14 protein-coding genes and 1 pseudogene are annotated in these 22,258 nt (G+C 59.1%); 7 read left to right on the top strand and 8 right to left on the bottom strand.

What is annotated here, in order from left to right; genetic code table 11:
- Positions 1-46: 46 nt before the first annotated feature.
- The 3 genes and pseudogenes from EBL_RS19460 to EBL_RS08210 all read right to left on the bottom strand — a co-directional run bounded on the left by EBL_RS19460 (position 47) and on the right by EBL_RS08210 (position 11,478).
- The gene (locus EBL_RS19460) at positions 47-265 is read right to left on the bottom strand and encodes a hypothetical protein (RefSeq protein ID WP_002445644.1); all 219 of its coding nucleotides are present in this window, start codon (positions 263-265) and stop codon (positions 47-49) included.
- Positions 262-9,307 (bottom strand): annotated as a pseudogene (locus EBL_RS20320) (two-partner secretion domain-containing protein). Before EBL_RS20320 ends, EBL_RS19460 begins: the two are co-directional and overlap by 4 nt.
- A 719-nt stretch (positions 9,308-10,026) precedes the next feature.
- Positions 10,027-11,478 (bottom strand): tagaturonate reductase, encoded by a 1,452-nt coding sequence (locus tag EBL_RS08210; protein WP_002443259.1) that lies wholly within the window; start codon positions 11,476-11,478, stop codon positions 10,027-10,029.
- 184 nt (positions 11,479-11,662) lie between these two features.
- Between EBL_RS08210 and EBL_RS08205 the strand changes: the two genes are divergently transcribed.
- The gene (locus EBL_RS08205) at positions 11,663-12,568 is read left to right on the top strand and encodes a GntR family transcriptional regulator (RefSeq protein ID WP_002443257.1); all 906 of its coding nucleotides are present in this window, start codon (positions 11,663-11,665) and stop codon (positions 12,566-12,568) included.
- 4 nt (positions 12,569-12,572) lie between these two features.
- Here the strand turns inward: EBL_RS08205 and EBL_RS08200 are convergent, their stop codons facing one another.
- The 4 genes from EBL_RS08200 to EBL_RS08185 all read right to left on the bottom strand — a co-directional run bounded on the left by EBL_RS08200 (position 12,573) and on the right by EBL_RS08185 (position 16,469).
- The gene (locus EBL_RS08200; protein WP_002443254.1) at positions 12,573-13,508 is read right to left on the bottom strand and encodes a VirK/YbjX family protein; all 936 of its coding nucleotides are present in this window, start codon (positions 13,506-13,508) and stop codon (positions 12,573-12,575) included.
- Positions 13,509-13,630: 122 nt separating this feature from the next.
- On the bottom strand, positions 13,631-13,990 hold the full coding sequence (locus EBL_RS08195; RefSeq protein ID WP_002443252.1) for a DUF4186 domain-containing protein: 360 nt from the start codon (positions 13,988-13,990) through the stop codon (positions 13,631-13,633).
- Between the two features lie 84 nt (positions 13,991-14,074).
- Positions 14,075-15,001 (bottom strand): glutaminase B, encoded by a 927-nt coding sequence (glsB, locus tag EBL_RS08190; RefSeq protein ID WP_002443250.1) that lies wholly within the window; start codon positions 14,999-15,001, stop codon positions 14,075-14,077.
- Positions 15,002-15,080: 79 nt separating this feature from the next.
- The gene (locus tag EBL_RS08185) at positions 15,081-16,469 is read right to left on the bottom strand and encodes an aldehyde dehydrogenase family protein (protein ID WP_002443248.1); all 1,389 of its coding nucleotides are present in this window, start codon (positions 16,467-16,469) and stop codon (positions 15,081-15,083) included.
- A gap of 103 nt (positions 16,470-16,572) precedes the next feature.
- Between EBL_RS08185 and ptrR the strand changes: the two genes are divergently transcribed.
- The 5 genes from ptrR (at position 16,573) to marB (ending at position 20,192) form a co-directional block, all read left to right on the top strand.
- Positions 16,573-17,451 carry a putrescine utilization regulator PtrR gene (gene ptrR, locus EBL_RS08180; RefSeq protein WP_002443246.1) on the top strand — a complete coding sequence of 293 codons (879 nt, stop codon included), beginning with the start codon at positions 16,573-16,575 and terminating at the stop codon, positions 17,449-17,451.
- Positions 17,452-17,543: 92 nt separating this feature from the next.
- The gene (locus EBL_RS08175) at positions 17,544-18,746 is read left to right on the top strand and encodes a sugar transporter (RefSeq protein ID WP_014715970.1); all 1,203 of its coding nucleotides are present in this window, start codon (positions 17,544-17,546) and stop codon (positions 18,744-18,746) included.
- A 330-nt stretch (positions 18,747-19,076) separates the two neighbouring features.
- Positions 19,077-19,532: a multiple antibiotic resistance transcriptional regulator MarR gene (marR, locus tag EBL_RS20535; protein ID WP_002443241.1), complete on the top strand. Its 456-nt coding sequence runs from the start codon at positions 19,077-19,079 to the stop codon at positions 19,530-19,532.
- Between the two features lie 12 nt (positions 19,533-19,544).
- The gene (marA, locus tag EBL_RS20530) at positions 19,545-19,919 is read left to right on the top strand and encodes an MDR efflux pump AcrAB transcriptional activator MarA (RefSeq protein WP_002443240.1); all 375 of its coding nucleotides are present in this window, start codon (positions 19,545-19,547) and stop codon (positions 19,917-19,919) included.
- A gap of 48 nt (positions 19,920-19,967) precedes the next feature.
- Positions 19,968-20,192, top strand: a complete 225-nt coding sequence (marB, locus tag EBL_RS08160) for a multiple antibiotic resistance regulatory protein MarB (RefSeq protein ID WP_002443238.1) — start codon at positions 19,968-19,970, stop codon at positions 20,190-20,192.
- Positions 20,193-20,243: 51 nt separating this feature from the next.
- On the opposite strand, the gene eamA is transcribed toward marB, so the two are convergent.
- A complete protein-coding gene (gene eamA / locus EBL_RS08155) occupies positions 20,244-21,146 on the bottom strand; it encodes an O-acetylserine/cysteine exporter (RefSeq protein ID WP_002443237.1) in 903 nt (300 codons plus the stop codon).
- Positions 21,147-21,339: 193 nt separating this feature from the next.
- Between eamA and EBL_RS08150 the strand changes: the two genes are divergently transcribed.
- Entirely contained in the window at positions 21,340-22,254 is a 915-nt protein-coding gene (locus EBL_RS08150) for a bestrophin family protein (protein WP_002443235.1), read from the top strand.
- Positions 22,255-22,258: the final 4 nt, after the last annotated feature.

Genomic DNA, 22,258 nt, shown 5'->3' with positions numbered 1-22,258 from the left:
CAGCCGCCAGCACACTTCCCAGCGTATTATTCTCAGCAACAAATTATTAAAAACCTTTAACCCCAAAATATCGAAGCAGAGCAATACCAATTCCCATTATACCACCTCCTCCTGCCCCAATTTTCAGGTAGTGCCATGCTGATGTTAGCTCAAAATTAAAACTGCCAATCATCACGTATTCAATGGTAAGTAATAAAGCATATGCAATTTCAGCTAAATGTATCCCCGCCAAAATTGAAAATAAAGCGAAAAGGATATTGATCATTTTTTATCTCCATTACTGCCTGGAGATGAAATTTTTTCGATCCCTTTACCGGTGACTTCAGAGAAGACGGAACCACCTAAATCACCGAAATAACTAGGAATATTGCTTGGCGTCATTTCTTTTGAAATCCCAAAATCACCTTTTATTTCAGTATATTTCTGTAATGTTGAGTTGAACTCCGGATCCCACCCACCTTTCCACCAGTTTACCCCTGCGTTTGCTCCCCAGGAAATCCCTTTACCTATACCGTAAGCCAAAGCCAGCACCGACACCACTTGTTATTGCTCCAGATAGTGGATCCTTATCACCCAGCCAGTTACCAAGCGCACCACCAGCAGCATTCCAGCCAACTGTACCCACCAGTCCGTTACCCATACTGATAACGTTCACCCAACCTGCAATGGCAGTATTTGCCGGATCTATCGTGCCATCCGCAAGATAGCTGATACCTGCATTAGCGCCAGCTCCAAGTCCCCACATTGCCTGGGCTCCACCTGGTAATAAAGCCACTCCACCCGTTGCCAATGCCAGCCCTACAGCATCACGTTCATTCATCGCCTTCTGACAACTTGCAGAACTCGGCGCCTCAGCACAGCTCGCCATATCAACCCCATGCTGGCGGATCCATGTAGCCTGGGTCTCTTCATTTCCGCCGAGTAAATTATTCTCCGCCGCATTCCTTCCCGCCTCTGCCCCTGCCAGGGCAGATACGCTACCGCCTCCGGAAACGCCTCCGGCCAGGCCCGCCGCCAGCGTACCCAGCACGCTGACCGTCTGCCGCTCCGTTTCTGTCAGCTCACTGACCCCCCGGCCCGGATACAGCTGGCTCATCACCCACTGTGCCATCAGCTCCCCGCTGACCGCGCCGGTAGCCCCCGCCAGCGCCGGATTACCTGCCGCATACGCCGTTACCGCCCCCACCACCGCATGCGCCATCGCCCGTGCGGCCTCGTCCGGTGCCAGCCGGTGGATTTGAGAAGCCAGATACGGTGCCCCCGCCCCGGTCAGCGCCTGAGCCAGGTTCCCCCCTGCCAGCCCCTGTATCGCCGCTGTGGCCGCCTGTATACCCTGCTGGATAGCGCTGCCCGTACCGTATTTCTGCACCTCAGCTTTATAAATCGCCGTATCACGCAACTGCTCCGGCGTGTAGCCGGGATACTGCGCCTGCGCCGCTTTCAGCCCGTTGATCTCCCCCTGAGTCCGGGCGATATCTCCGGCCTGCACACCAGTCTCCGCCAGCAACTGCGCCTGCTGCAGCCGCCGCTGCTCTGCCGCGCCGTCAAAGATCCGGCCCGGCGACCGGTGAGCCCCGCTCACATCACGGCTCAGCAGGTTAAGATCCTGCTGCTGCGCACCAGGATCACGAATAAGTATCTGCCCCTCAGACACCGCCGCCTGAGTAGATGAACCGGCATTGCCGTGATGGTTCACCCCGGCCAGCAGGGTACTGGCCATATTGCCCAGAAACAGCCCGCCCAGACTGCCGCCGGTACTGATACCGGCACTCTGCTGCTGCGCCGTAAATTCTGCACGGTTGTGCAGATCGCTGAACCCCAGCGTGCCGGTCTCCAGCCGGTTTTTATCTGCCGTGGCATCAGAGCCGATCACCGCCCCGTTCAGTTGCGTATGATTGCCCACCGTAATATCAAATCCCCCCTCACCGGCAAACAGACCGCTCTGCTGCTGCACCGCCTGATAACGGCTGTGCAGCCGGGTATTCGTTGCGCTGACACCGGCAGCGCCGCCCCCGGAAGACACACTGCCCCCGGCGCTGCTGCCCTGGCTTTTGTTTTTACCGGTTACCGTCTGCTTATCTGTGGCGGATGCCAGCAGGAGATCCTGCCGGGCATAAAGCGATGCATCACCGCCCGCATTCAGGGTCGCGCCACGGGCCAGAATATCGCCCTGTGTCGCCGTCAGGAGCATATTCCGCCCCGCCGTCAGCGAACTGCCGGAGGCCACCAGCTGCTCCGTTTTACGCTCAGCGCGGGAGTGCTGGCTGCCGTAGCTCAGGCTCAGCCCGATATAGTTATGGCTGCTGCCTGCCTGATCCAGAAGGATCCCCTGGCCGGTACGCACAGCGTTCAGTGCGGCCTGGATACCGCGCAGCGCGGCCAGACGCGGATCTTCCTCACGCCCCGCGGCTCTGGCCTGCTGTACGAGGGTATTCACCCCGCTACCGGCAGAGCCGGACAACGCCAGGCTAAACCCGCTGGCGTGGCTTTCTGTCCGGGTCAGGGTGGTGTGGCTGTTTTGTGCCGCCGTGATGGCAATACCGGCCCCCGTAACGGATAAATCCCGCCCCGCCACCAGATCACTGCCGTGAACCCGGACGGTATTTCCGGCCGTCAGGCTGACATCCCCCGCGCTGCTGCCCACCACGCTGCCTTTTTTCATATTACTGTCCGTATCCCGGGTGAGCTTCTGGCTGGCGGAGCCCACATTAAAGCCCAGGCCGCCATTCCCCGTCAGGCCGGACTTTTTCTGCCGCTGAATATCGTTCTGGTGCCAGGCTTCATCCGCTGTGGTCAGCGTCAGATCTCGCCCGGCAACCAGTGAAACATCCCCACGGCCCGCCACGTGGCTGCCATCAAGCCGTAAATCCTGCCCGGCCTGCAGGCTGACACTGTCGCCGGAAAGGGTGGTGCTGCGCGCCGTTACCCGGTACTCCTCACGGAGATGTTCACGGGTCGTCTTTGAAAGAAATCCGCCAGAGGTCCATTTTGCCCGCCCGGCATGTTCCCGGGTGTCGGCACCACTTTCCAGATGCAGGTTACGACCGGCCACCGCCGTCAGCTGGCCCCCGCTGGCTATCTCCGCCGCGTGTAGCGTCATATCCTGAGCGGCATTCATCCACAGGGAGCCACCGGCATTGATCCGGCTACCCTGCTCCCGGGTCTCGTGCGTGCGATCGTAGTTTTTACGGTTCAGCGTGTAGTCAGTGCTGTGGCTTTCGGTGGCGGAATCCAGATGCAGATCCCGCCCGGCCAGTAACCGGGTCTGGCTGGCCTGCCCGCGGTTATCAACCTCGCTGGCCACCAGCCGGATATCACGCATGGCCTGAAGATGCAGCTCACCGCGCTCTCCCTGCACGTAGATCCCGGCCTGGCGATCCAGCCAGCGTTCACTACCCTGCTGGCGGCTTTCTGTCTGGCTGAGTATGTCATTACCGGCCTGAAGCCACAGCCGCTCGGTGGCCCGTAATTGCCCGCCCTGATTAATAATGTTATTGCGGGCCAGAATAGTGACCTGATCGCCGGAGATCACACCCTGGTTCAGCAGATTATCCCCATGGATTCGGGTCATCTCCTGCCCCCGGATTGTGCCGCTGTTTACCAGCGCTTCACCGCCGCTAATCACCACCTGCCGCCCGGAAAGCAGCGCGCCGTTGCCCTGCAAATCACCGGGCTTAACCCGCACATATAACCGGGGCACGCTCACCACTTCCACCGAGCCATCCGGCAGGGTGACAGGCTGGTTCACCATCCAGACGATGTCGCTGGTCAGCAGTGCCATTTGCTCTGCCGTCAGGGCGATGCCGGGTTTTATCCCGTAGCGCTCAGCAAAGGCCCGCCCCTGGTTGAGCAAATCCCGGTACTGAGTTTCATCATCCTGATACCCCGCCAGAAAACGCTGTCCGGTGGCCTGCAACAGCTGCTCGCGAACCCGCTTTTGCTCATAGTAGCCGTCCCCGAGCCGTTTATTCAGCTGGTCCGCGCTATAGATATCACCACTGCTGAGCCAGGTTTTCTGGCGGGTAAAACGGGGATCGGTTTCCACCAGGTAGCTGCTGTCCGTACCTGCATTGAGGGTAAAAAGGCTGCTGTCCGGCACGGTTTCCGGGCCACTGACGGTGCGCGCCACCAGCGGTTGATCATCAATAACCACGGGCGTACCGCCAGATATCTCTGCCGGTCTGAGCGGTTCACTACCGGCCAGTTGCGCCAGGGCCGGATCATGATGGCTGGGCGATATCAGCGGAATATCTGTCAGTTGCGGGCCGTGGCCGCTTTCCGGTATTGCGCTACTCTGCTGCCCGCCGGCAGGCATTTGTGCCAGATTGCCGTGCGCTTCCCGGCTGGCGACAGTCTGCCCGGCATGTTCACCGGCATGATCAGTGAACTGCATCAGGTTCAGGCTGAACATCTCGCGACGTTGCTCTCCCTGGTAATCAAACGTGACACTGCTGGTGTGCCAGTCCCCGCGCTTAAACCAGGAGGTTGTCGTCCCCTGTTGGGTGGTGATGCGCTCCCCCTGCGTTTCCAGATTGTGAACCTGCCCGTGGGCCATCAGGCGGTTTCCGGCTACCACCCTGCTGTTCTGATTCTGTAAGTTCCCCTGCAGGATAAGATCGCCGCCGCTGCGGATCAGTGCGGGATCCCGGTGCAGAACCCGGGTTTCTGAAGTATGCACCTGGTAACGGTACTGCCAGAAGTGTTTGGAGGGCTCAAACCCCGGCAGGAAGAAACGCTGGCGGCGGATATTTTTTCCCCCTTCCAGTCTCAGCTTTGTGCGCCCGTTATCCAGTAACGAACCGTCCGGATTCAGTGCCCGGCGCTCGCCGTTGATCCAGTCTGGCTCCATCACATAGCGCCGGCCATCTCCCCCATGGCAACTGACCCGTTCGCGATCCCCTGCACAGTACCGGTACTCATCAATCCAGTCGGAGACCCCGACAGGCTGTGGTTCGCGGGTCACGGCCAGGTAAATATCCCGGTTATCGATCACCCCGGCGGCCAGCACTACCGGCCCCGTCGCCTCAAGGGTGGCGCTGTGGTTTTCCAGGCTGGCAGCCCTGCCGCTGATACCACTATGCTCATCCCACCGGTTACCCACCACCAGGCTGCCCTCGCTGTAAATCAGCGCGTGATCGCGGTTTTGCAACCGCTCAGTGGCGATGGAAACACTACGCCGCCCGGCAATGGTCGCCGCCGTCCCCTCAGACATATCGTTCAGTAACTGGCGGGCGTCAATAACCACATCATCACCGTAAATCCGCCCGCTGCCGGTGTTATGCAGGCTGGGGGTGATAAGCGTGACCAGCCCGCCATCCAGAAGCCCCAGGTTCAGCAGGCGGCTGGCAGAGATCCATGCCTGCCCGGCACTGATTTCCGCCGCCTGCTGGTTGACCAGCGCATCACTGTTCAGCACCAGGCGCTGCCCGGCGTGTATCAGCCCGCTGTTGGTCACATCACCGCTGCGGATCTCAAGGTCTTTCCCCGCCGCCAGGGTGCCATTCTGGATCAGGGCACCGGTTATCTTCAGCGCAACGCTGGCGGCGCTGGTGATACGGCCCACCGCATCCAGCCCGCGCAGAAACAGCGCCATATCCTCCACAGCGACCACATCCCCCTGGTCATTCACCAGATGCAGCGCAGCCTCTGGCTGCCCCAGCGTTATCGTCCCCCGGGACCAGATAACCCCCAGGGTATTATTCAGCCGCCCGGCCACCTCCGCACGGAGCTGTGCCGCCGCCCGCAGTGCGCCACGGGTGTTATCGAGCGCTCCGGCACTCACCAGCAGGCGCTGTGCTTCAATGCCTTTGCCAGGGGTGCGTGTTTCCTGGTTTTCGATCCGCTCACTGCTCAGTGTCAGTGACTCACCGGCCCGGATAAATCCCCCCGTATTCTGTATAAGACGGGCCACCGCCAGCAGGCCGCTGCCCACAGCCAGTACGCTGCCGCCCTGATTGTTCAGCTCTGCCATACGGGCCTGCAGATCCCGCCCGGCCACCAGTTGCCCCTGCTGATTCACTAACTGCGTCCCGTGAACAGTCAGGTCACTGTGGCTGAGGATTTGCCCTTCTGTATTACGGATATCACCCGCCAGTTCCATGACCCCGGCACTGGCAACCAACCCCTGCTGATTCACCAGTTCCCCCGCACTGAGTGTGAGCGCCCCGCCGCTGCGGATCCCGCTGTCTGGCGTCTGGCTGCCGGTGTTTTGCAGGCTGTGCCCCCGGGTGTCAATGCTGAGCTGGCGGGAGGCCTGAAGTAAACCTTCCCGGTTATCCAGTTGCTGGCTGCTGATGCTGACGCCCTCTCCCAGAATCATGCCCTGGCGGTTAGTCATATCACCGTTAATCTCAAGGCTCGCCTCTTCACTGTGGCTCTGGATCACGCCATCCTGGTTGTTGAGCGTCTCCGCCAGCAGTCTGAGCCCCCGGGCGGCGACAATATCGCCGTGCTGATTTTCCAGAGCATCCACAGCGCTTACCAGCAGCGCCCCGCCGGACAGGAGAGCCCCCTCGTGGTTATCGACCATACCCGCGCTCAGCCCGGTGTCATCCTTGCTTTCGATCACCCCGTGGTGATTGCGTAATTGCCCGGCAATCTGCCCGACAAGGCGACCGGCAGCGGTGAATATCGTGCCGTCAGTATTATCCAGCATGGCGGCCCGCAGCAGGGTATTGCCGTGGCTGGCAATTGTGCCTTTCAGGTTATGTAACTCCCGGGTAACCCGGATAGCCATATCACCACCGGCAGCCAGCATGCGCCCGCCGGTATTGTCTGCCCGGTCGGCGCTTACCCGGAGCGCGTGACCACTTTGCAGCGTACCGCGCTGGTTATCCAGCCCGCCGGACACATGCATCTCCAGCTCGCCGCCCCGGGCACTGACCAGGCCTGACTGATTCATCCATTCGCGGGTATGCAGCGCCATGCTGTGGCGGCTGATGACTTCCCCGCCCTGGTTATACCAGCGCCCTGCCCGGGCGAGTAAGGTGCCTGCGCCAATCAGCCCGTCGCGGTTGTCCGTATCACCGCTGTGCAGTTCCAGCACCCCACCGGCGCGAATACCGGTGCCGGTTCCCAGGGTGTCGGTGTTATTCAGCGCCCCGTTACCACTGTCAATGAACAGCGCATCTGCTGCCTGAATCAGCCCGCGCCGGTTATTCACGCCACCGGCCCGTAACGCAAAACTTCCGCCGGAGGCGATAACACCGGACTGATTATCTATGCCACCGCTGAGGCTGGCGACCAGAGGCCCACGGGCAGCCAGCAGTTTTCCGCCGCTGTTATCAAACTGCCCGCCACTGATAACCCCACCGTCGGCACTTTGTATTATTCCGCTGCGGTTATCTGTCTCGCGGGCCGTGAGGGTGAGATCCCGGCCGCTTTCTGCTCTTCCGGCCTGATTGTTAAAGCGCTGGCCCGCGTGCAGGAACAGCCCGCCCGCCGTTGCCGACAGCACCCCCTGCTGATTATGAATCTCCTGGCCTTCGGCCTTTAGCCCGCCCAGGCTGACAATATAGCCCTGCTGGTTATTCAGGCCGTCACGCACCCGGATCAGGGCATCGCCGCCCCCGGTCTGCAGCATTTTCCCCTGCTGGTGTGCCAGGCTGCGGGCCGCAAGATCAATATGCCAGCCACGGGTAAAGGCGTTATCCAGAACAATGTCCCCCCCAAAGATCCGCAGCGCCTGCGCCGCAATCATCGTGCCGCCAGTCCCGGCCAGATGCCCGGTTTCGATACTCACATTACCGGTATGTGATCCCAGCTCCCCGTGCTGGTTAATCAGCATCCCGGTTACCAGTGTCACAGAGCCCGCGCTGGTCAGTGATCCGGCGTGATTATTCAGGTGGGGTGTGGTTATCGCCAGCTCGCTGGCGCCGGACTGCACGATAAGGCCACCGGCATTATTCACCCCTTTTCCGGCGCTGATGCCGATCTGCTCCGCGCTGACCTTACCCCGCTGTGTCGAGAGCTCACCCGGGGTGGCAACCCTCAGGTGTCGTGCGCTGATGTGTGCTTCATCGGCAATGATGTCGCCCTGCGTGGCCGCGAGCACCACGCTGGCCGACTGGCTGCGGCTGGCGCGTAAATCCAGCGAATCTGCCGTAATGTGCAGCCCGCGCTGGCTGAGGTGCTCCCCCTGGCTGCGCAGCGCGCCACGGTTACTGACCGTCACCTGCTCCGCTGCGCGCAGCATGCCGCTGTTGGCCATATCGCCGCGATTCGTTATCTGTATCCCGCTGTCACTTCCCAGCAGGCCATGGTTCGTAAGCCCTGCGGTCTGTAGCTCCAGGTTCTGGCTGGCGTACATCGTGCCTTTGTTGGTCAGTTTGCCGTCGGCACTGAGCTGTAACTCCCCCAGGAAAGCCCCTATTTCACCGGCGTTATGCACCCCGACACCCTTTTCGGTCCCGGTGAGTGCAATCTTCCCGGCATACATTCCTCCCAGGGCGGAAACATCCAGGGAGAAGCGTGGTTTACCGGCATCGTCTGCGGCGGCCACCTGGCTGACCGCGCCATCTGGCAGGGTCTGATTGCGCCCGGTTGTCACCTGCAGGCTCCGGGCCTGAACACGGGCATTAACCTCAACGGCCCGGGCAATCAGCCGGGTCCAGGCCTGGTCGTTGCCATTAAGGCCGCGCCCTTCTATGGCGATGCGCCCTTTATCCACCTCAAACCCGCTGAGCTGCCCGGCATTCATTACGGGGCGCCCCGCCGCCAGCGTGCTGCCCGCGGCATTAATAAACCCGCAGCCGTTACAGGTGATCCCGGCGGGGCTGGCGATGATCACGTCCGCCTCCCGCCCCGCCACTTCTATAAATCCGTTAAGCTGGCTGGGGGATCGGCCGGTCACCTCATTGAGAATGACCCGTGCGCTGCCCTTTGCCAGCCACGGGTTACCACTGACACTCCCGGCCAGCCGGGTGGTGGTCGCCCGGGGGCTGTTGTTGAGTACGGCCCCCCGCGAATCAATATCAAACTGCGTATATTTATTATGGGAAAGCCCCCGGTTGTCCGGGGTACGGATATTGATCTGCGGGATACCGTTACGGGTTTCCAGCACCGTCGGGCGCTGGTGACCAGGCGCTGTGCGATCGCTGATAACCGTACTGGCACTGACCGGCACGCTGACCCACCCCATCGCCAGCCAGAGCATCAGCGCCAGCGGGCGCACCGGCTGCCGGCGATGGGGTATACCGCCCCCGGCTCCCCGGGGCTGGTGACTGCCGGTTATCCGCGCCAGCTCCGGGGCGACCATCAGCATCTGGCGGGCCTGATTAAACACAACGCGGTAACATAATCTGTTCATCACTCTCTCCTGAATCAGGGGCCGCTCAGTATTGCCAGCCAACTGCCGTGAAAGGTATCCGGCACAAATAAATTACCAATATAAAAATGGTCGCCTCACCTTAGTGTTATAAAGCAGAATAAAACAAGAGAATAATCATCAGACTATTGCGCTATGACAATTCATAAAAAATCGATAATAAACACCTGTAAAACAAAAACATTACAGAATCAGTTAAATAAAAATAACGTTTAAAAACATTTAGTTATAAAAATAAAAAATATCATTAAATATAAAATAAGATAAATAATGCTAATTTCATCAAGTTATTTGATGATGGCTGCATTTTTATTTCACCAGAAAAAAACGAACAGTATTACTGGCTATTTTAATAGACATAACTACGTTATAATCGCTAAAATTTGATTTGTTTATCAGATCACAGAATGGGATTTATATCTCTTGCCCTAACTTTCCCTGCCATGCCGCCTCAACCGCTTCCTGTTCGTCAGGCCAGCATTTTGCTTCCGGCTTCCTTCAGATTTCACCTCACGATGAACACCCTTGCCTTCCGCTAACACTTCCCCTCACCGGGTGTATGGAGGACTTTCACCTCTTAGTCGTTCTTCATCCACCACAGCTAAAGGACAGCGCCAGTCACGGCGCTACGCGCCATGCCCGGCGCACCAAAAAAAAGCCTCCGTTTCCGGAGGCTTCATCAACGTGCTACTGTGGGGTTATCAGCACAGTGGCGTCACCGCAAAGCGCATCCCTTTGGTCAGGATGGTATCCAGATCGCGGGTAACCGTATCCACCAGCTCCGGCACTTTGGTCAGATCCTGCTCCCAGTGGGCGCTGTCGGAAAGTACCGTATCTACCAGTGAGCGCAGCGTTATCTGTTTGTCGCTGTAGCGGCTCCACAGGCTTTCATAACGCTCCAGCCAGTGGGCGTCATCCTGCAGCGGGTAGCTTTCCCCGTTGCGCATCCCGCGATAAAACGCAATCAGCGCCGCCAGGGCAAATGTCAGGCGCTTGGGCAATTGACCGTTCTGGGCCTGATACGCCAGCAGCTGCGGCAGAATACGGGTGCGGTATTTGGTCATGCCGTTCAGGGCGATAGACAGCAGCTGATGGCGGATGTACGGGTTACGGAAACGCCCGGTAACCGCCTGAGCAAAGGAGACCAGCTCATCGTGGGGCAAGTCCAGAACCGGGATAATTTCGTCGCTGATGGCCTGCTCAACAAACGCGCAGATCCGGGTGTCGTTCATCGCCTCGCCCACCGTATCCAGCCCGGCCAGGAAGGCCACCGGCACCAGGGCGGTGTGAGCACCGTTGAGGATCGCCACTTTGCGCGCTTTATAAGGCTTGATGTCGTCAACAATCAGCACATTCAGCGCCAGCTTATCAAGGCGCAGCTCCTGAGCCAGGGATTTTGGTCCCTGAATCACAAACAGATAAAAATGCTCCGCCGTATCCAGGAAGCTGTCGCGGTAGCCCAGGCTCTCTTCCAGGGCGGCGGCTTCATCACGCGGGTAACCGGTAACGATACGGTCAACCAGGGTTGAACAGAAGGTATTGGCGTCATTCAGCCAGCGGCTGAAGGCTTCCGGCAGGGCCCACTCCCGGGCGTAGCGCAGCACCAGCTCACGCAGCGCCTCGCCGTTATAATCGATAAGCTCGCAAGGGATAATAATCAGCCCCTTGTCTGCCGCGCCGTTAAAGTGGCTGAAGCGTTCAAACAGCAGGCGGGTCAGCTTGGCCGGGTAGCTGACGGCCGGGGCATCATCAAATTTATCCCCCGCGTGGTAGGCGATACCCGCTTCCGTGGTATTTGAGAAGATAAAACGTAGCGCCGGGTTATGGGCCAGTTTGAGGTAGTCGTCGTACTGCTTATAGATATTGATTTCGCGGTTCACGGAGCGGATCAGGCGTGATTCACTCACCGCCTGGCCTTCATCATTCAGGCCGCGAATAATGGTGGTGTACAGACCATCCTGGGTGTCCAGAGACGGCGGAAAATCCGTATCAATCGGGCGCACAATAGTGATACCGGCGTTCAGGTCGGTATGTTCGTTCAGCAGATCGATCTGCCAGTCAACAAACGCGCGTAAAAAGTTGCCTTCACCGAACTGAACAATACGGTCCGGATACTGCGCGCCAGGGAAGTCATTACGATTAAGCTGTTTCACAGGTGGGGGATCCTTTGAAAAGAGGCGGGGTGAATATCACCGCGCCAGCGTTGCCATAAATTATTACAGGGTTTATCGCTCAGGCAGGGGAAAGAGTGGTGAAGCAGAACATTAGATTGTGAGTGGATGCAAAAAATTTGGTACTTAACTGGTATTTAACTGGCGAAGCGCCCACAATAGCCCCATGAGCCGACCACGACATCTGCGCACCAGTGTCATCAACCAGTTTCTGGACAGCATTGCCCGCGGGCATCTGACCTCGCCCCTGCCGTCCCAGAACGCGCTGGCCGAGGCGTTCAGCATCAGCCGTACAACGGTGCGCCATATTCTTGAACATCTGGTAGAGCAGCAGATCCTGCGCCGCCAGGGGCGCCAGTATATTATCTGCGCTACCCCCCACATACACAGCCAGACCGCCATTCAGGCCCTCCCCCACGAGGAGCAGTATCAGCACGTTGAGCAGGCGTTTTACGGAATGATAAACCAGCGCAAACTGCGCCCCGGCCAGCACTTCACCGAGCTGGAGCTTGCCCGGGAAACCGGTGCCGCCCCCCAGGTGGTGCGCGAATTTCTGCTGCGTTTTAGCCGCTATTCGCTGACAGAGAGCGAAGCGCGCGGCAGCTGGCGGATGAAAACCTTTGAAAGCGACTGGGCCGGGCAACTGTTTGAGCTGCGCGAGCTGCTGGAGACCCACGCACTGGCAAAATTTATGGCACTGCCCGGCGACGATCCGCGCTGGCTTCAGGCCCGGGATTTACTGGCCCGCCACCGCCAGTTGCGCAACACCATCGGCGGTGACTTCCGGCTGTTCGCCGGGCTGGACAGGGAATTCCACGCCCTGCTGCTTTCCGCCTCGCAGAATATCTTCTTTGACCAGTCGCTGGAGATTATTTCGGTGATTTTTCACTTCCACTACCAGTGGGATGAGCGGGATCTGCAACAGCGGAATATCGTCTCAGTGGACCAGCATATGATGATCCTGAGCGCCATGTTAGCCGGGCAGCGCGAGCGGGCCGCCGCCCTGCTGCACAGCCACCTGGATACGGCAAAACAGGCCATGATCCAGGCGCTGGCCGCCAGCGCACAGTAGCAGGTTACTGGCTCAGCTGTCCGGCTATCGTGTCCAGCAGCCGGTAGCGGTTACGGTATTCGGCACGTTTTTTACTGGCGATATCTTCCATGGCTTTGCGCGGCTGGCTGAGCGGCAACTGGTAATAATAGCGGTGTACCGCCACCCCGTTAATTGACGCCCAGAAGGCGTCATAGCTGGCAAAAAACTTGCGCCCCTTACTGAACCGGTAGCGCAGCGCGCGGAAAATATGGCCCCTGTCGTTCACCGCGTAAATGCGCGCAATCCCCTCGCGACACGCCAGCAGCCCCAGCGCTTCCACCAGGAGCCGCTTGGGGAACAGCCCGTAGCAGGCCCGGGTAGCCTGCCGGATGGCCTCATGGGGCACGGTTTTCTTCGCCCCCTGCAATCCGCCAATTTTCACCACCGCTTCACCGCGCTCTTCCACCACGCTGAATGTCAGGGTCGCCAGGACGACGTCATCACAATAGCACCACAGGGTGCTTTCCCCTTCCCGCTGCGCCCCGGTGGCGGCAGAGGCGCAAATCCGCAGCCGGGTGCCGTTTTTTACCTCTGTCGCCACCAGGGTTTGCACTTCTGCGGCCATCAGCGCCTGGCGGATGCGCGGGCTACAGGTGCGGGTCACCCAGCGGTAGTGGCTGACTATCGCCCGGGCGCGCGCCATTGCAGAGAGGCCGCGGTGTAAATACTGGCGGTGAATTTTCCCCGGCAGGCTGGACTGAGCATGCAGCATGGCGGGAAACCAGGGCTCGCACGCGATCCCCACCATCAGATAACGGGTGGCGGGCCAGTAAAGTGCCGAGCGGCACAGGTATTTCATCCGGTAGCCGCGCCGCTGCCACACGGAGCCCGGGCGCAGAACGCCGCTAATCAGTGCGCTAATCACCTGGTTTGCGGAAGATGGCGGACAGGCAGGATGGTGATGTTCAGTCAGAGACATGGTAACTTCCCGGCACAAGATAGGATCCGGGAAGCATAAGATCGGTAAAATATACCGTTATACAACAGGAATGATACCTGTTACGGGAATCTGCAACAGATAATCAACAGCCAGGAAAATTATCAGCCATTCATCTCCCGCACCAGCCACTGGAAAATCACCCCCACCACATAGGCCTGCTGCTCCTGGCTCAGGGGCACCCCGGCCGGGATCCCGTGCCACTTCGCCAGGCAGCCGCGACAGCAGGTCGCCGTGGCGTGCTGGGCAATAAACACCGGGTGGCCGCGCATCGGGGTTTGTTTACCGTCGTTCGCAGGCTCCTGCGGGGCCAGGCGCCGGGCGATAAAATCAGCCGCGTGGCGCTGGATAGTCTCTGCGCCTTTGTCCAGACAATACTGGCGCTCGCTGGCGCCAAGGTGAAAGCGGCTGCGAAAGCGGGACTGTTGCAGCCGCCGGAATAGCTGTTCGGTATTCGGTGTCATGGTACTTCCTCATCAGCCTGTGGCTGGTCATGCTCCTTATTGTGACAGTGTCACACGACAGTATACGCCGCCGGGGCGTATTCGTCAGAAAATCGAGCGCCCCATCTCCCGGGCGAGGATCTCCAGCGCCGCCGTTCCCGCCAGGGAGTTACCGGCCTCATCCAGGCCCGGGCTCCATACGGCAATGCTCATTTCGTGGGGCACAATCGCGATAATCCCCCCGCCAACGCCGGATTTGCCCGGCATCCCGACCCGCCAGGCGAACTCGCCCGAACTCTGATACATGCCGCTGGTTACCATCAGGGCGTTGATCTGGCGGGTATGCTGTGCCGAAATCAGGCCATCAGGCAGGTGAGCCGCCCGCCCCTGATTAGCCAGAAACAGAAAACAGCGCGCCAGCTCCACACAGTTCATCTCCAGGGCGCAGTAGTGGAAATAGTTCTTCAGCACCGGGATCACATCATTATGGAAATTGCCGAATGAGCGCATCAGATACGCGATGGCCGCATTACGATCTGAGTGGTCGAACTCTGAGCGGGCAACAAGGGTGTTGTAGTGCAGATCCGGCGCACCGGCCAGCTGGCGCACCACTTCCAGCATGCGCTGGCGCGGGGCACTCAGGCGGGACTGCAGCATATCGCACACCACCAGCGCCCCGGCGTTGATAAACGGGTTGCGGGGTTTGCCTTTTTCCAGCTCCAGCTGCAGCAGTGAGTTAAACGGCTGCCCGGAGGGATCTTTCCCCACCCGCTGCCAGATCTCATGCTCTTCATACAGGCCCATCGCCAGGACCAGGCTCAGCACCTTGGAGATGGACTGAATAGTAAAGCGCTCCCCGGCGTCACCCGCCTGAAAGTGCTGGCCGTCTACGGTGCTGATGGCAATCCCCAGTTTTTCAGCAGGAACGCAGGCCAGAGCGGGAATATAGTCCGCCACCTGCCCCTGCGCGGTCAGCGGGCGTACCCGCTCAAGAATGGATGCCAGTAATGCGTCTGTTAATACCTTTGCCACCCGGTGTTCCTTGTATCTGCGCCTGTGCGGGGCGCAGTATACCAGCGCGGGTGGCTCAGGTAACCTGCCTTAGCGCCGCTTAGTGCCGGTCGCGCCAGACGGTCTGAATATTACAGAACTCATACAGGCCAAAGTGCGACAGCTCGCGACCAAAGCCGCTCTTCTTCACGCCGCCAAACGCCACCCGCGGGTCGCTTGCGCTGTAACCATTAATAAAGACCCCGCCGCACTCCAGGCGCGCGGCCATATCCAGCGCCCGGGCTTCATCGGCACTATAAATAGTGGCGCTGAGGCCAAAATCGCTGTCATTGGCAATCTCCAGGGCGTGCTCCGGGCTGTTTGCCACGCAGATTGCCGCCACCGGCCCGAACAGCTCCTGGCGAAAGGCGGTCATTTCCGGGGTGACATCACCCAGCACCGTCGGGGCATAGTAGTTGCCCGGCCCGGCGATTTTTTCGCCCCCCAGCAGCAGGGTTGCCCCCTGGGCCAGGGTGGACTGTACCTGGGCGTGCAGCTCGTCGCGTAAGTCGTAGCGCGCCATCGGGCCGACGTCATTGCCCTCGTCGCGCGGGTCGCCGCATTTCAGCGCCTGGGTGGCGGCCACAAAACGGCGGGTGAACTCGCCAATCACCCCCTGCTCCACAATAAACCGCTTGGCCGCCGCGCACACCTGGCCGCTGTTCTGAAAGCGCCCGGCAACGGCTGCGGCAACGGCCCCATCGAGATCCGCATCGTTAAGCACAATAAAGGCATCCGATCCGCCAAGTTCCAGCACGCATTTTTTCAGGGCGGCACCGGCCTGGGCGCCAATGGCCGCACCGGCGCGGACACTGCCGGTAACCGCGACAGCGGCAATACGCGGGTCGCTAATCATCTGGCTGACCCCCTCAACGGTGGCATTCACCGACACCAGCAGCCCGGCGGGGAAACCGGCGGCCCGGGCCAGGGTCTCAATCAACTGGGCGCTGCCCATCACATTCGGGGCATGTTTGAGCACATAGCTGTTTCCGGCCAGCAGCATGGGTACAGCACCGCGCAGTACCTGCCACAGGGGGAAGTTCCACGGCATCACCGCAAGAATGGGCCCCAGCGGGCGAAATTCGGTGGTGGCTTTGTTGTCCGGCACCTGAGTCGGCTGCCCGGCCAGCATTGCCGGGCCGTGCTCAGCATACCAGCGGCACAACCCGGCGCTTTTATCCACTTCCGCCCGGGCCTGGCGAATGGGTTTGCCCATTTCGCGGGTCATCAGTTGGGCTATCTGCTCTTTGTTCTGATCCAGTTGTTCTGCAAGCGCCACCAGACAAGCCGCGCGCCGGGCAACCGTCTGGCCGCGCCAGCCCTGCCAGGCCTTGTGGTTAGCGGCTAACGCCGCATCGACCTGGGCCGGGGTGAACCAGGGGTACGCCGCCACAACGGTGCCGTCGATGGGGCTGGTGGAAATAGCATGTGTATCGGGTGTCCAGGTCATGATCTGTTCCTGCGTGTGGTGGAGAGTGCATTCACCATAGCGTCGTGCTACTTTCATGGAAACTGAATAATATTAAGCATCACATTCACGAAGAGAGAACACTATGGACTTCACCCAGCTGGAGATGTTCACCGCCGTGGCGGAAACCGGCAGTATCAGCGCAGCCGCCCGCCAGGTACACCGGGTGCCCTCTAACCTGACCACCCGTATTCGCCAGCTGGAAGAGGAGCTGGGCAAGGATCTGTTTATCCGCGAGAGCCAGCGCCTGCGCCTCTCCCCGGACGGCCATAACTTTCTGGTCTACAGCCGCCAGATCCTCGCCCTGGCGGCGGAGGCCCGGCGGGTCCTCTCCGGGGATGAAACCAAAGGGGCCCTGACCCTGGGCTCCCTTGAGAGCACGGCGGCGGTGCGCATTCCGTCGATTCTGGCCCGTTTTAACCAGCGCTACAGCGGGATCCAGCTGGATCTGGCTACCGGCTCTTCCGGCACCATGCTGGAGGGGGTGCTGGAAGGCACCCTCGGTGCCGCCTTTGTGGACGGGCCGGTACTGCACCCGGCCCTGGAGGGGGTGCCGGTCTTTGATGAAGAGATGATGCTGATTGCCCCGGCCTCCCACGCGCCGGTGAGCCGGGCCCGGGATGTCAGCGGTGCCAGCCTGTATGCCTTTCGCTCCAACTGCTCTTACCGCCGCCATTTTGAGAGCTGGTTTCTGGCAGACCAGGCCCTGCCCGGTAAAATCCATGAAATGGAGTCCTACCACGGTATGCTCGCCTGTGTGATCGCCGGGGCCGGGCTGGCGATGATGCCGCGCAGTATGCTGGAGAGTATGCCCGGCAGCCACCAGGTCAGCGCCTGGCCCCTGGCGGAGCCCTGGCGCTGGCTGACCACCTGGCTTATCTGGCGGCGCGGCGCACGCACCCCGCAGCTGGACGCCCTGATTGAGCTGTTACCCCGGGACGCCACACAGGGCTCCCGGCAGTAAAGTGAGATTCAGATCACAATTTAATTTGTATCCCGCCGGATCCGGCTTTAAGATCGACGCTGTTTTCTTTCCTCTGGACGCGCGACTTTCTTATGGCTCCGACTCCGAACCCTGTTTCCCGAAAAATGGCCTGGCTGCGGGTGGTTACCCTGGCCGTAGCCGCCTTTATTTTCAATACCACTGAGTTTGTCCCGGTGGGGCTGCTTTCAGATATTGCCGCCAGCTTTCAGATGGCGACCCCCCAGGCCGGGATCATGCTGACCATCTACGCCTGGGTGGTGGCGCTCACCTCGCTGCCGTTTATGTTGCTCACCAGCCAGGTAGAGCGCCGCCGGTTGCTGATCGCTATCTTTATTGTCTTTATTGCCAGCCATATGCTCTCCTGGCTGGCGTGGAATTTTGTGGTGCTGATTATCAGCCGTATCGGTATCGCCTTCGCCCACGCGATTTTCTGGTCGATAACCGCCTCTCTGGCTATCCGCATGGCCCCGCACGGTAAACGCGCCCAGGCCCTGAGCCTGATAGCCACCGGTAGCGCCCTGGCGATGGTGCTGGGGCTGCCCCTGGGGCGGATGATCGGCCAGTATTTTGGCTGGCGCGATACCTTTTTGATTATTGGCCTGGTGGCCTTTCTGACGCTGCTGTGCGTCATTAAACTGCTGCCTCCGTTGCCCAGCGAGCACTCCGGCTCACTCAAAAGCCTGCCGGTGCTGTTCCGCCGCCCGGCGCTGGTCAGTATCTATATTCTCACCGTGGTGGTGGTGACCGCCCATTACACCGCCTACAGCTATATTGAGCCGTTTGTGATTAATATTGCCGGTCAGAGCGCCGGCACCGCCACCCTGCTGCTGCTGGTGCTGGGCGGGGCCGGTATCATCGGCAGCCTGATTTTCAGTAAGCTCGGTAACCTGCACGCCTCGGGCCTGGTCAGCACCGCCATTGGCCTGCTGACCTTATGCCTGTTACTGCTGCTGCCGCTGAGTGACAGCGTCACTCACATGGTGGTGCTCTGCCTGTTCTGGGGAATGGCCATGATGATCATCAGCCTGTGTATGCAGGTAAAAGTGCTGGCCCTCGCCCCGGATGCGACCGACGTAGCCATGGCGCTGTTTTCCGGTATTTTTAATATTGGTATCGGCGCCGGGGCACTGGTGGGGAACCAGATAAGCCTGCACCTCTCTATGGCGTGGATTGGCTATACGGGCGCCCTTCCGGCTGTTGCGGCGCTGATCTGGTCGGTGGTGATTTTCCGCCGCTGGCCTGCCCCGGCCATAGAGCAGTCACCGGCAAAATAATCTTCCGTTACCGGGCCTGTGCCCGGTATTTTTTATCAGTCCGGGATTCATCAGCTACACTTGAGCAAGCAGTACACAAAATAGTCACAATTTGGTTAATTTTTGTCAGTGTTACTGAATTGATCTTACCTTCGAATGAAAGATGACATCGGGCGACATTTCAGTGACGTGATTGTAATTAGCTGTTAGTAAAAGAGTTATGAAATCACGCCACGATAATTCACCAGATAGCATTGGCAAAAAGTGTGATCTTCTTCAATTATTGGATTGACTTATATTTAACAGGCCAATAATATCTGCCGTGATTATCTAATTGCCTGGGCAAATACATTGAAACATACCCGAGACCTGTTCAACGAGATGATCCCGCTGGGCCGCCTGATTGTACTGGTTAACCAGAAAAAGGATCGCTTGCTGAGCGAGCACCTGTCATCGCTGGATATTACGGCGTCGCAGTTTCGGGTGTTATGTGCAGTTCAGTGTGAGGAGTCAGTCTCCCCCCGGGAGCTGAGTAAGATCCTGTCAGTAGATTTAGGCGCACTCACCCGCATGCTTACCCGTCTTGCCTGTAAAGGCTGGCTGGAACGATTGCCTAATCCCGCCGATAAACGGGGGGTTTTATTGCGTCTGACGCCGCAGGGTAACGCAATGTGTGAGACGTGCCGTAATTTAGTCGGCCCGGATCTGCACCAGGAATTAACCAAGAATCTAACGGCGCAGGAAGTGGCAACACTTGAATACCTGATGAAAAAGGTCATTGCCGAAGAAACACAAGAGACACGATAGAGAGGTGAGACGATGTCCAGACGTAATAATGATGCCGTAACGGTGCATTGCATTTTAGACTGGATAGAGGACAACCTGGAATCACCACTTTCCCTTGATGTGGTGTCCCAGCGTTCCGGCTACTCTAAGTGGCACTTGCAACGGATGTTCAAAAAAGAGACAGGACACTCTCTGGGTCAGTATATTCGCAACCGCAAACTGACTGAAATTGCCATGAAGCTGAAAGACAGCAATGAGCCGATCCTTTATCTGGCAGAGCGCTACGGGTTTGAATCCCAGCAAACGCTGACCCGTACGTTTAAAAACTACTTTTCCGTACCGCCCCATAAATACCGCATAACCAATATGCACGGTGAGACGAAGTTTTTGCACCCCCTTAACCACTGAGGTTAACCGGGTAGCACTGGCAGTATGGTGAATAATTACGAGGTTTATATGCGGCATCTGCTCTGTGTGGTGGCAACTGCGGCGGTACTGGTTTCCGGCCAGGTCTGCGCGGATCAGCCAGAAGATCTGACCTGGCAGCCCCCGGTACGTGGCGGAATGCTGCTGCCCTCCGTTGACAGCTGGCGCGCTGTTGATTTGAACGCCACGGAAAACCGGGCGGATAAATCCGACGCGCTGGGTGTGCCCTACTATCACCAGGGCACGACCCGCTAAACCAGACGGCCCGCTTGCCTGTGCAGCGGGCCGTTGTTATTCCGCCGGGGGTCAGTGTGGTGTGCTGCGCACCGGTGCCCGGCGGCGAAAGCCAAACACGTTAATATACAGCCCCGCCATAATCAGCAGCGCACCGCCCGCCTGCAGCAGAGACAAACTCTCCCCGAGAAACAGCATCGCGCTCGCCAGCCCGAACACCGGCACCAGCAGCGACAGCGGCGCAACCCGCCAGGTTTCATAACGCCCCAGTAATGTGCCCCAGATACCGTAACCGAGAATGGTAGAGATAAACGCCAGATACAGCAGCGCCAGCAAGGTTGTGAGGTCAATATGGCGCAGGCTGGCAAGGATCACCGCCGGGCCGTCCAGCAGTGCGCTGACAGCGAAAAACGGCACAATCGGGATCAGGGCACTCCATACCACAATCGCCATCACATCCGGCTGCGGGCTCAGCTGCATGATTTTTTTATTAAAGATATTGCCCGAAGCCCAGCACAGGGCCCCGGCCAGGGTCAGCACAAAGCCCGCCAGCGAGGCGCCGCTCCCGGAGGGGCTCCCTTCGATCAACACCAGCAACCCAAAGATAGCCAGCGTGATCCCGATACCCTGCTTCACCTGTAGCCGCTCATGGAAAATAAACGCGCCCAGCACAATGGTGAAAAACGCCTGCGCCTGGAGCACCAGAGAGGCAAGCCCCGCAGGCATGCCGAATTTGATGGCGCTGAACAGAAAAGCAAACTGACCAAAGCTGATGGTCAGCCCGTAGCCCAGCAGCAGGCGCAGGGGCACTTTAGGGGGGCGGACAAACAACAGCGCCGGGAAGGCCACCAGCAAAAAGCGCAGCCCCGCCAGCACCAGTGGCGGCATCTGGTGCAGCCCGATTTTGATAACCACAAAATTAATGCCCCACACAATCACGACCAGCAGCGCCAGCAGTCCGTCTTTTCTTGTCATTTTTGCCCCGCCATCATCATTTAATTAACATTTTATTTTCACTCACATTACACTTGCGCCCGGTGAATTACCATGCGGGCGTGGGGCCGGTTCAGCTGGTGGATAAACACACAATAGTGACACTGTTTGTCGGGTTGACTGCCCGCCGGCACAGGCGTTTAATGCTCGTCCCTTTGATGTTGTCTGTATTTTCATGATTATTCGTCCTCACCAGCACTGGTTTAGCCGCTTATTCGTCTGGCACGGTTCAGTGTTGTCTAAAATTGCCTCACGTTTGTTACTTAATTTTCTGCTGTCGGTGGTGGTTATTTTTTGTCTGCCCTGGTACGACACCCTGGGGATCCGCCTGTCTATGGCGCCGTTCAGCATCCTGGGGGTGGCTATCGCTATCTTCCTCGGGTTTCGCAATAACGCCTGCTACGCCCGGTTTAATGAGGCCCGCCACCTGTGGGGCACCCTGCTGATAAGCCACCGCTCGCTGACCCGTGGCCTGAAAACCGTGCTGACCGACCGGCCGCGCCAAATCCGCCAGATAATTGACCTGCAGATAGCCTGGGCCAATGCCCTGCGCGTGACCCTGCGCCAGCAGCCGCTCAGCCCGGTGCTGGCGACCCTGCCGGAGAGCGTATCCACCCAGCTGGCCCGCTACCAGAACCCCTGCAACGGCCTCCTGATGCTGATGGCCCAGTGGCTGGCCGAACAGCAGCGCAGCGGCGCGCTGTCGGATATTATCTACACCCGCTTTGAGCAGCATCTTACCGATCTGGCCGGGATCCAGGCCGGGTGTGAGCGTATCGCCAATACGCCGCTGCCCTTTGCCTATTCGCTGATCCTGCATCGCACGGTATATACCTTCTGCGCCCTGCTGCCTTTCGCCTTAGTGAACGATTTGCTGTATATGACGCCGCTGATTTCGGTATTTATCTCATACACCTTTGTGGCGCTGGACGCACTGGCCGAAGAGCTGGAAGATCCCTTTGGCATGGAGGATAACGACCTCGCCCTGACCGCCATGTGTACCAGCCTTGAGATCGATCTGCGGGAAATGGATGAAGATGACAATAAGCCCGCCAGGCTACGTCCGGACAGTCATTACCGGCTGAGCTGACGGG

The sequence above is a fragment of the Shimwellia blattae DSM 4481 = NBRC 105725 genome (assembly GCF_000262305.1).
Classification (GTDB): domain Bacteria; phylum Pseudomonadota; class Gammaproteobacteria; order Enterobacterales; family Enterobacteriaceae; genus Shimwellia; species Shimwellia blattae.
This window is presented reverse-complemented; position numbering and strand designations above follow the sequence as displayed.

Excerpts from the sequence above, each read along its gene's own strand:
- ptrR (WP_002443246.1), top strand. The coding sequence starts at position 16,573 with ATGGACTTCACCCAGCTGGAGATGTTCACCGCCGTGGCGGAAACCGGC.
- EBL_RS08205 (WP_002443257.1), top strand. The coding sequence starts at position 11,663 with ATGAGCCGACCACGACATCTGCGCACCAGTGTCATCAACCAGTTTCTG.
- marA (WP_002443240.1), top strand. The coding sequence starts at position 19,545 with ATGTCCAGACGTAATAATGATGCCGTAACGGTGCATTGCATTTTAGAC.
- marB (WP_002443238.1), top strand. The coding sequence starts at position 19,968 with ATGCGGCATCTGCTCTGTGTGGTGGCAACTGCGGCGGTACTGGTTTCC.
- EBL_RS08200 (WP_002443254.1), bottom strand. The coding sequence starts at position 13,508 with ATGTCTCTGACTGAACATCACCATCCTGCCTGTCCGCCATCTTCCGCA.
- EBL_RS08175 (WP_014715970.1), top strand. The coding sequence starts at position 17,544 with ATGGCTCCGACTCCGAACCCTGTTTCCCGAAAAATGGCCTGGCTGCGG.
- EBL_RS19460 (WP_002445644.1), bottom strand. The coding sequence starts at position 265 with ATGATCAATATCCTTTTCGCTTTATTTTCAATTTTGGCGGGGATACAT.
- EBL_RS08185 (WP_002443248.1), bottom strand. The coding sequence starts at position 16,469 with ATGACCTGGACACCCGATACACATGCTATTTCCACCAGCCCCATCGAC.
- EBL_RS08150 (WP_002443235.1), top strand. The coding sequence starts at position 21,340 with ATGATTATTCGTCCTCACCAGCACTGGTTTAGCCGCTTATTCGTCTGG.
- EBL_RS08195 (WP_002443252.1), bottom strand. The coding sequence starts at position 13,990 with ATGACACCGAATACCGAACAGCTATTCCGGCGGCTGCAACAGTCCCGC.
- eamA (WP_002443237.1), bottom strand. The coding sequence starts at position 21,146 with ATGACAAGAAAAGACGGACTGCTGGCGCTGCTGGTCGTGATTGTGTGG.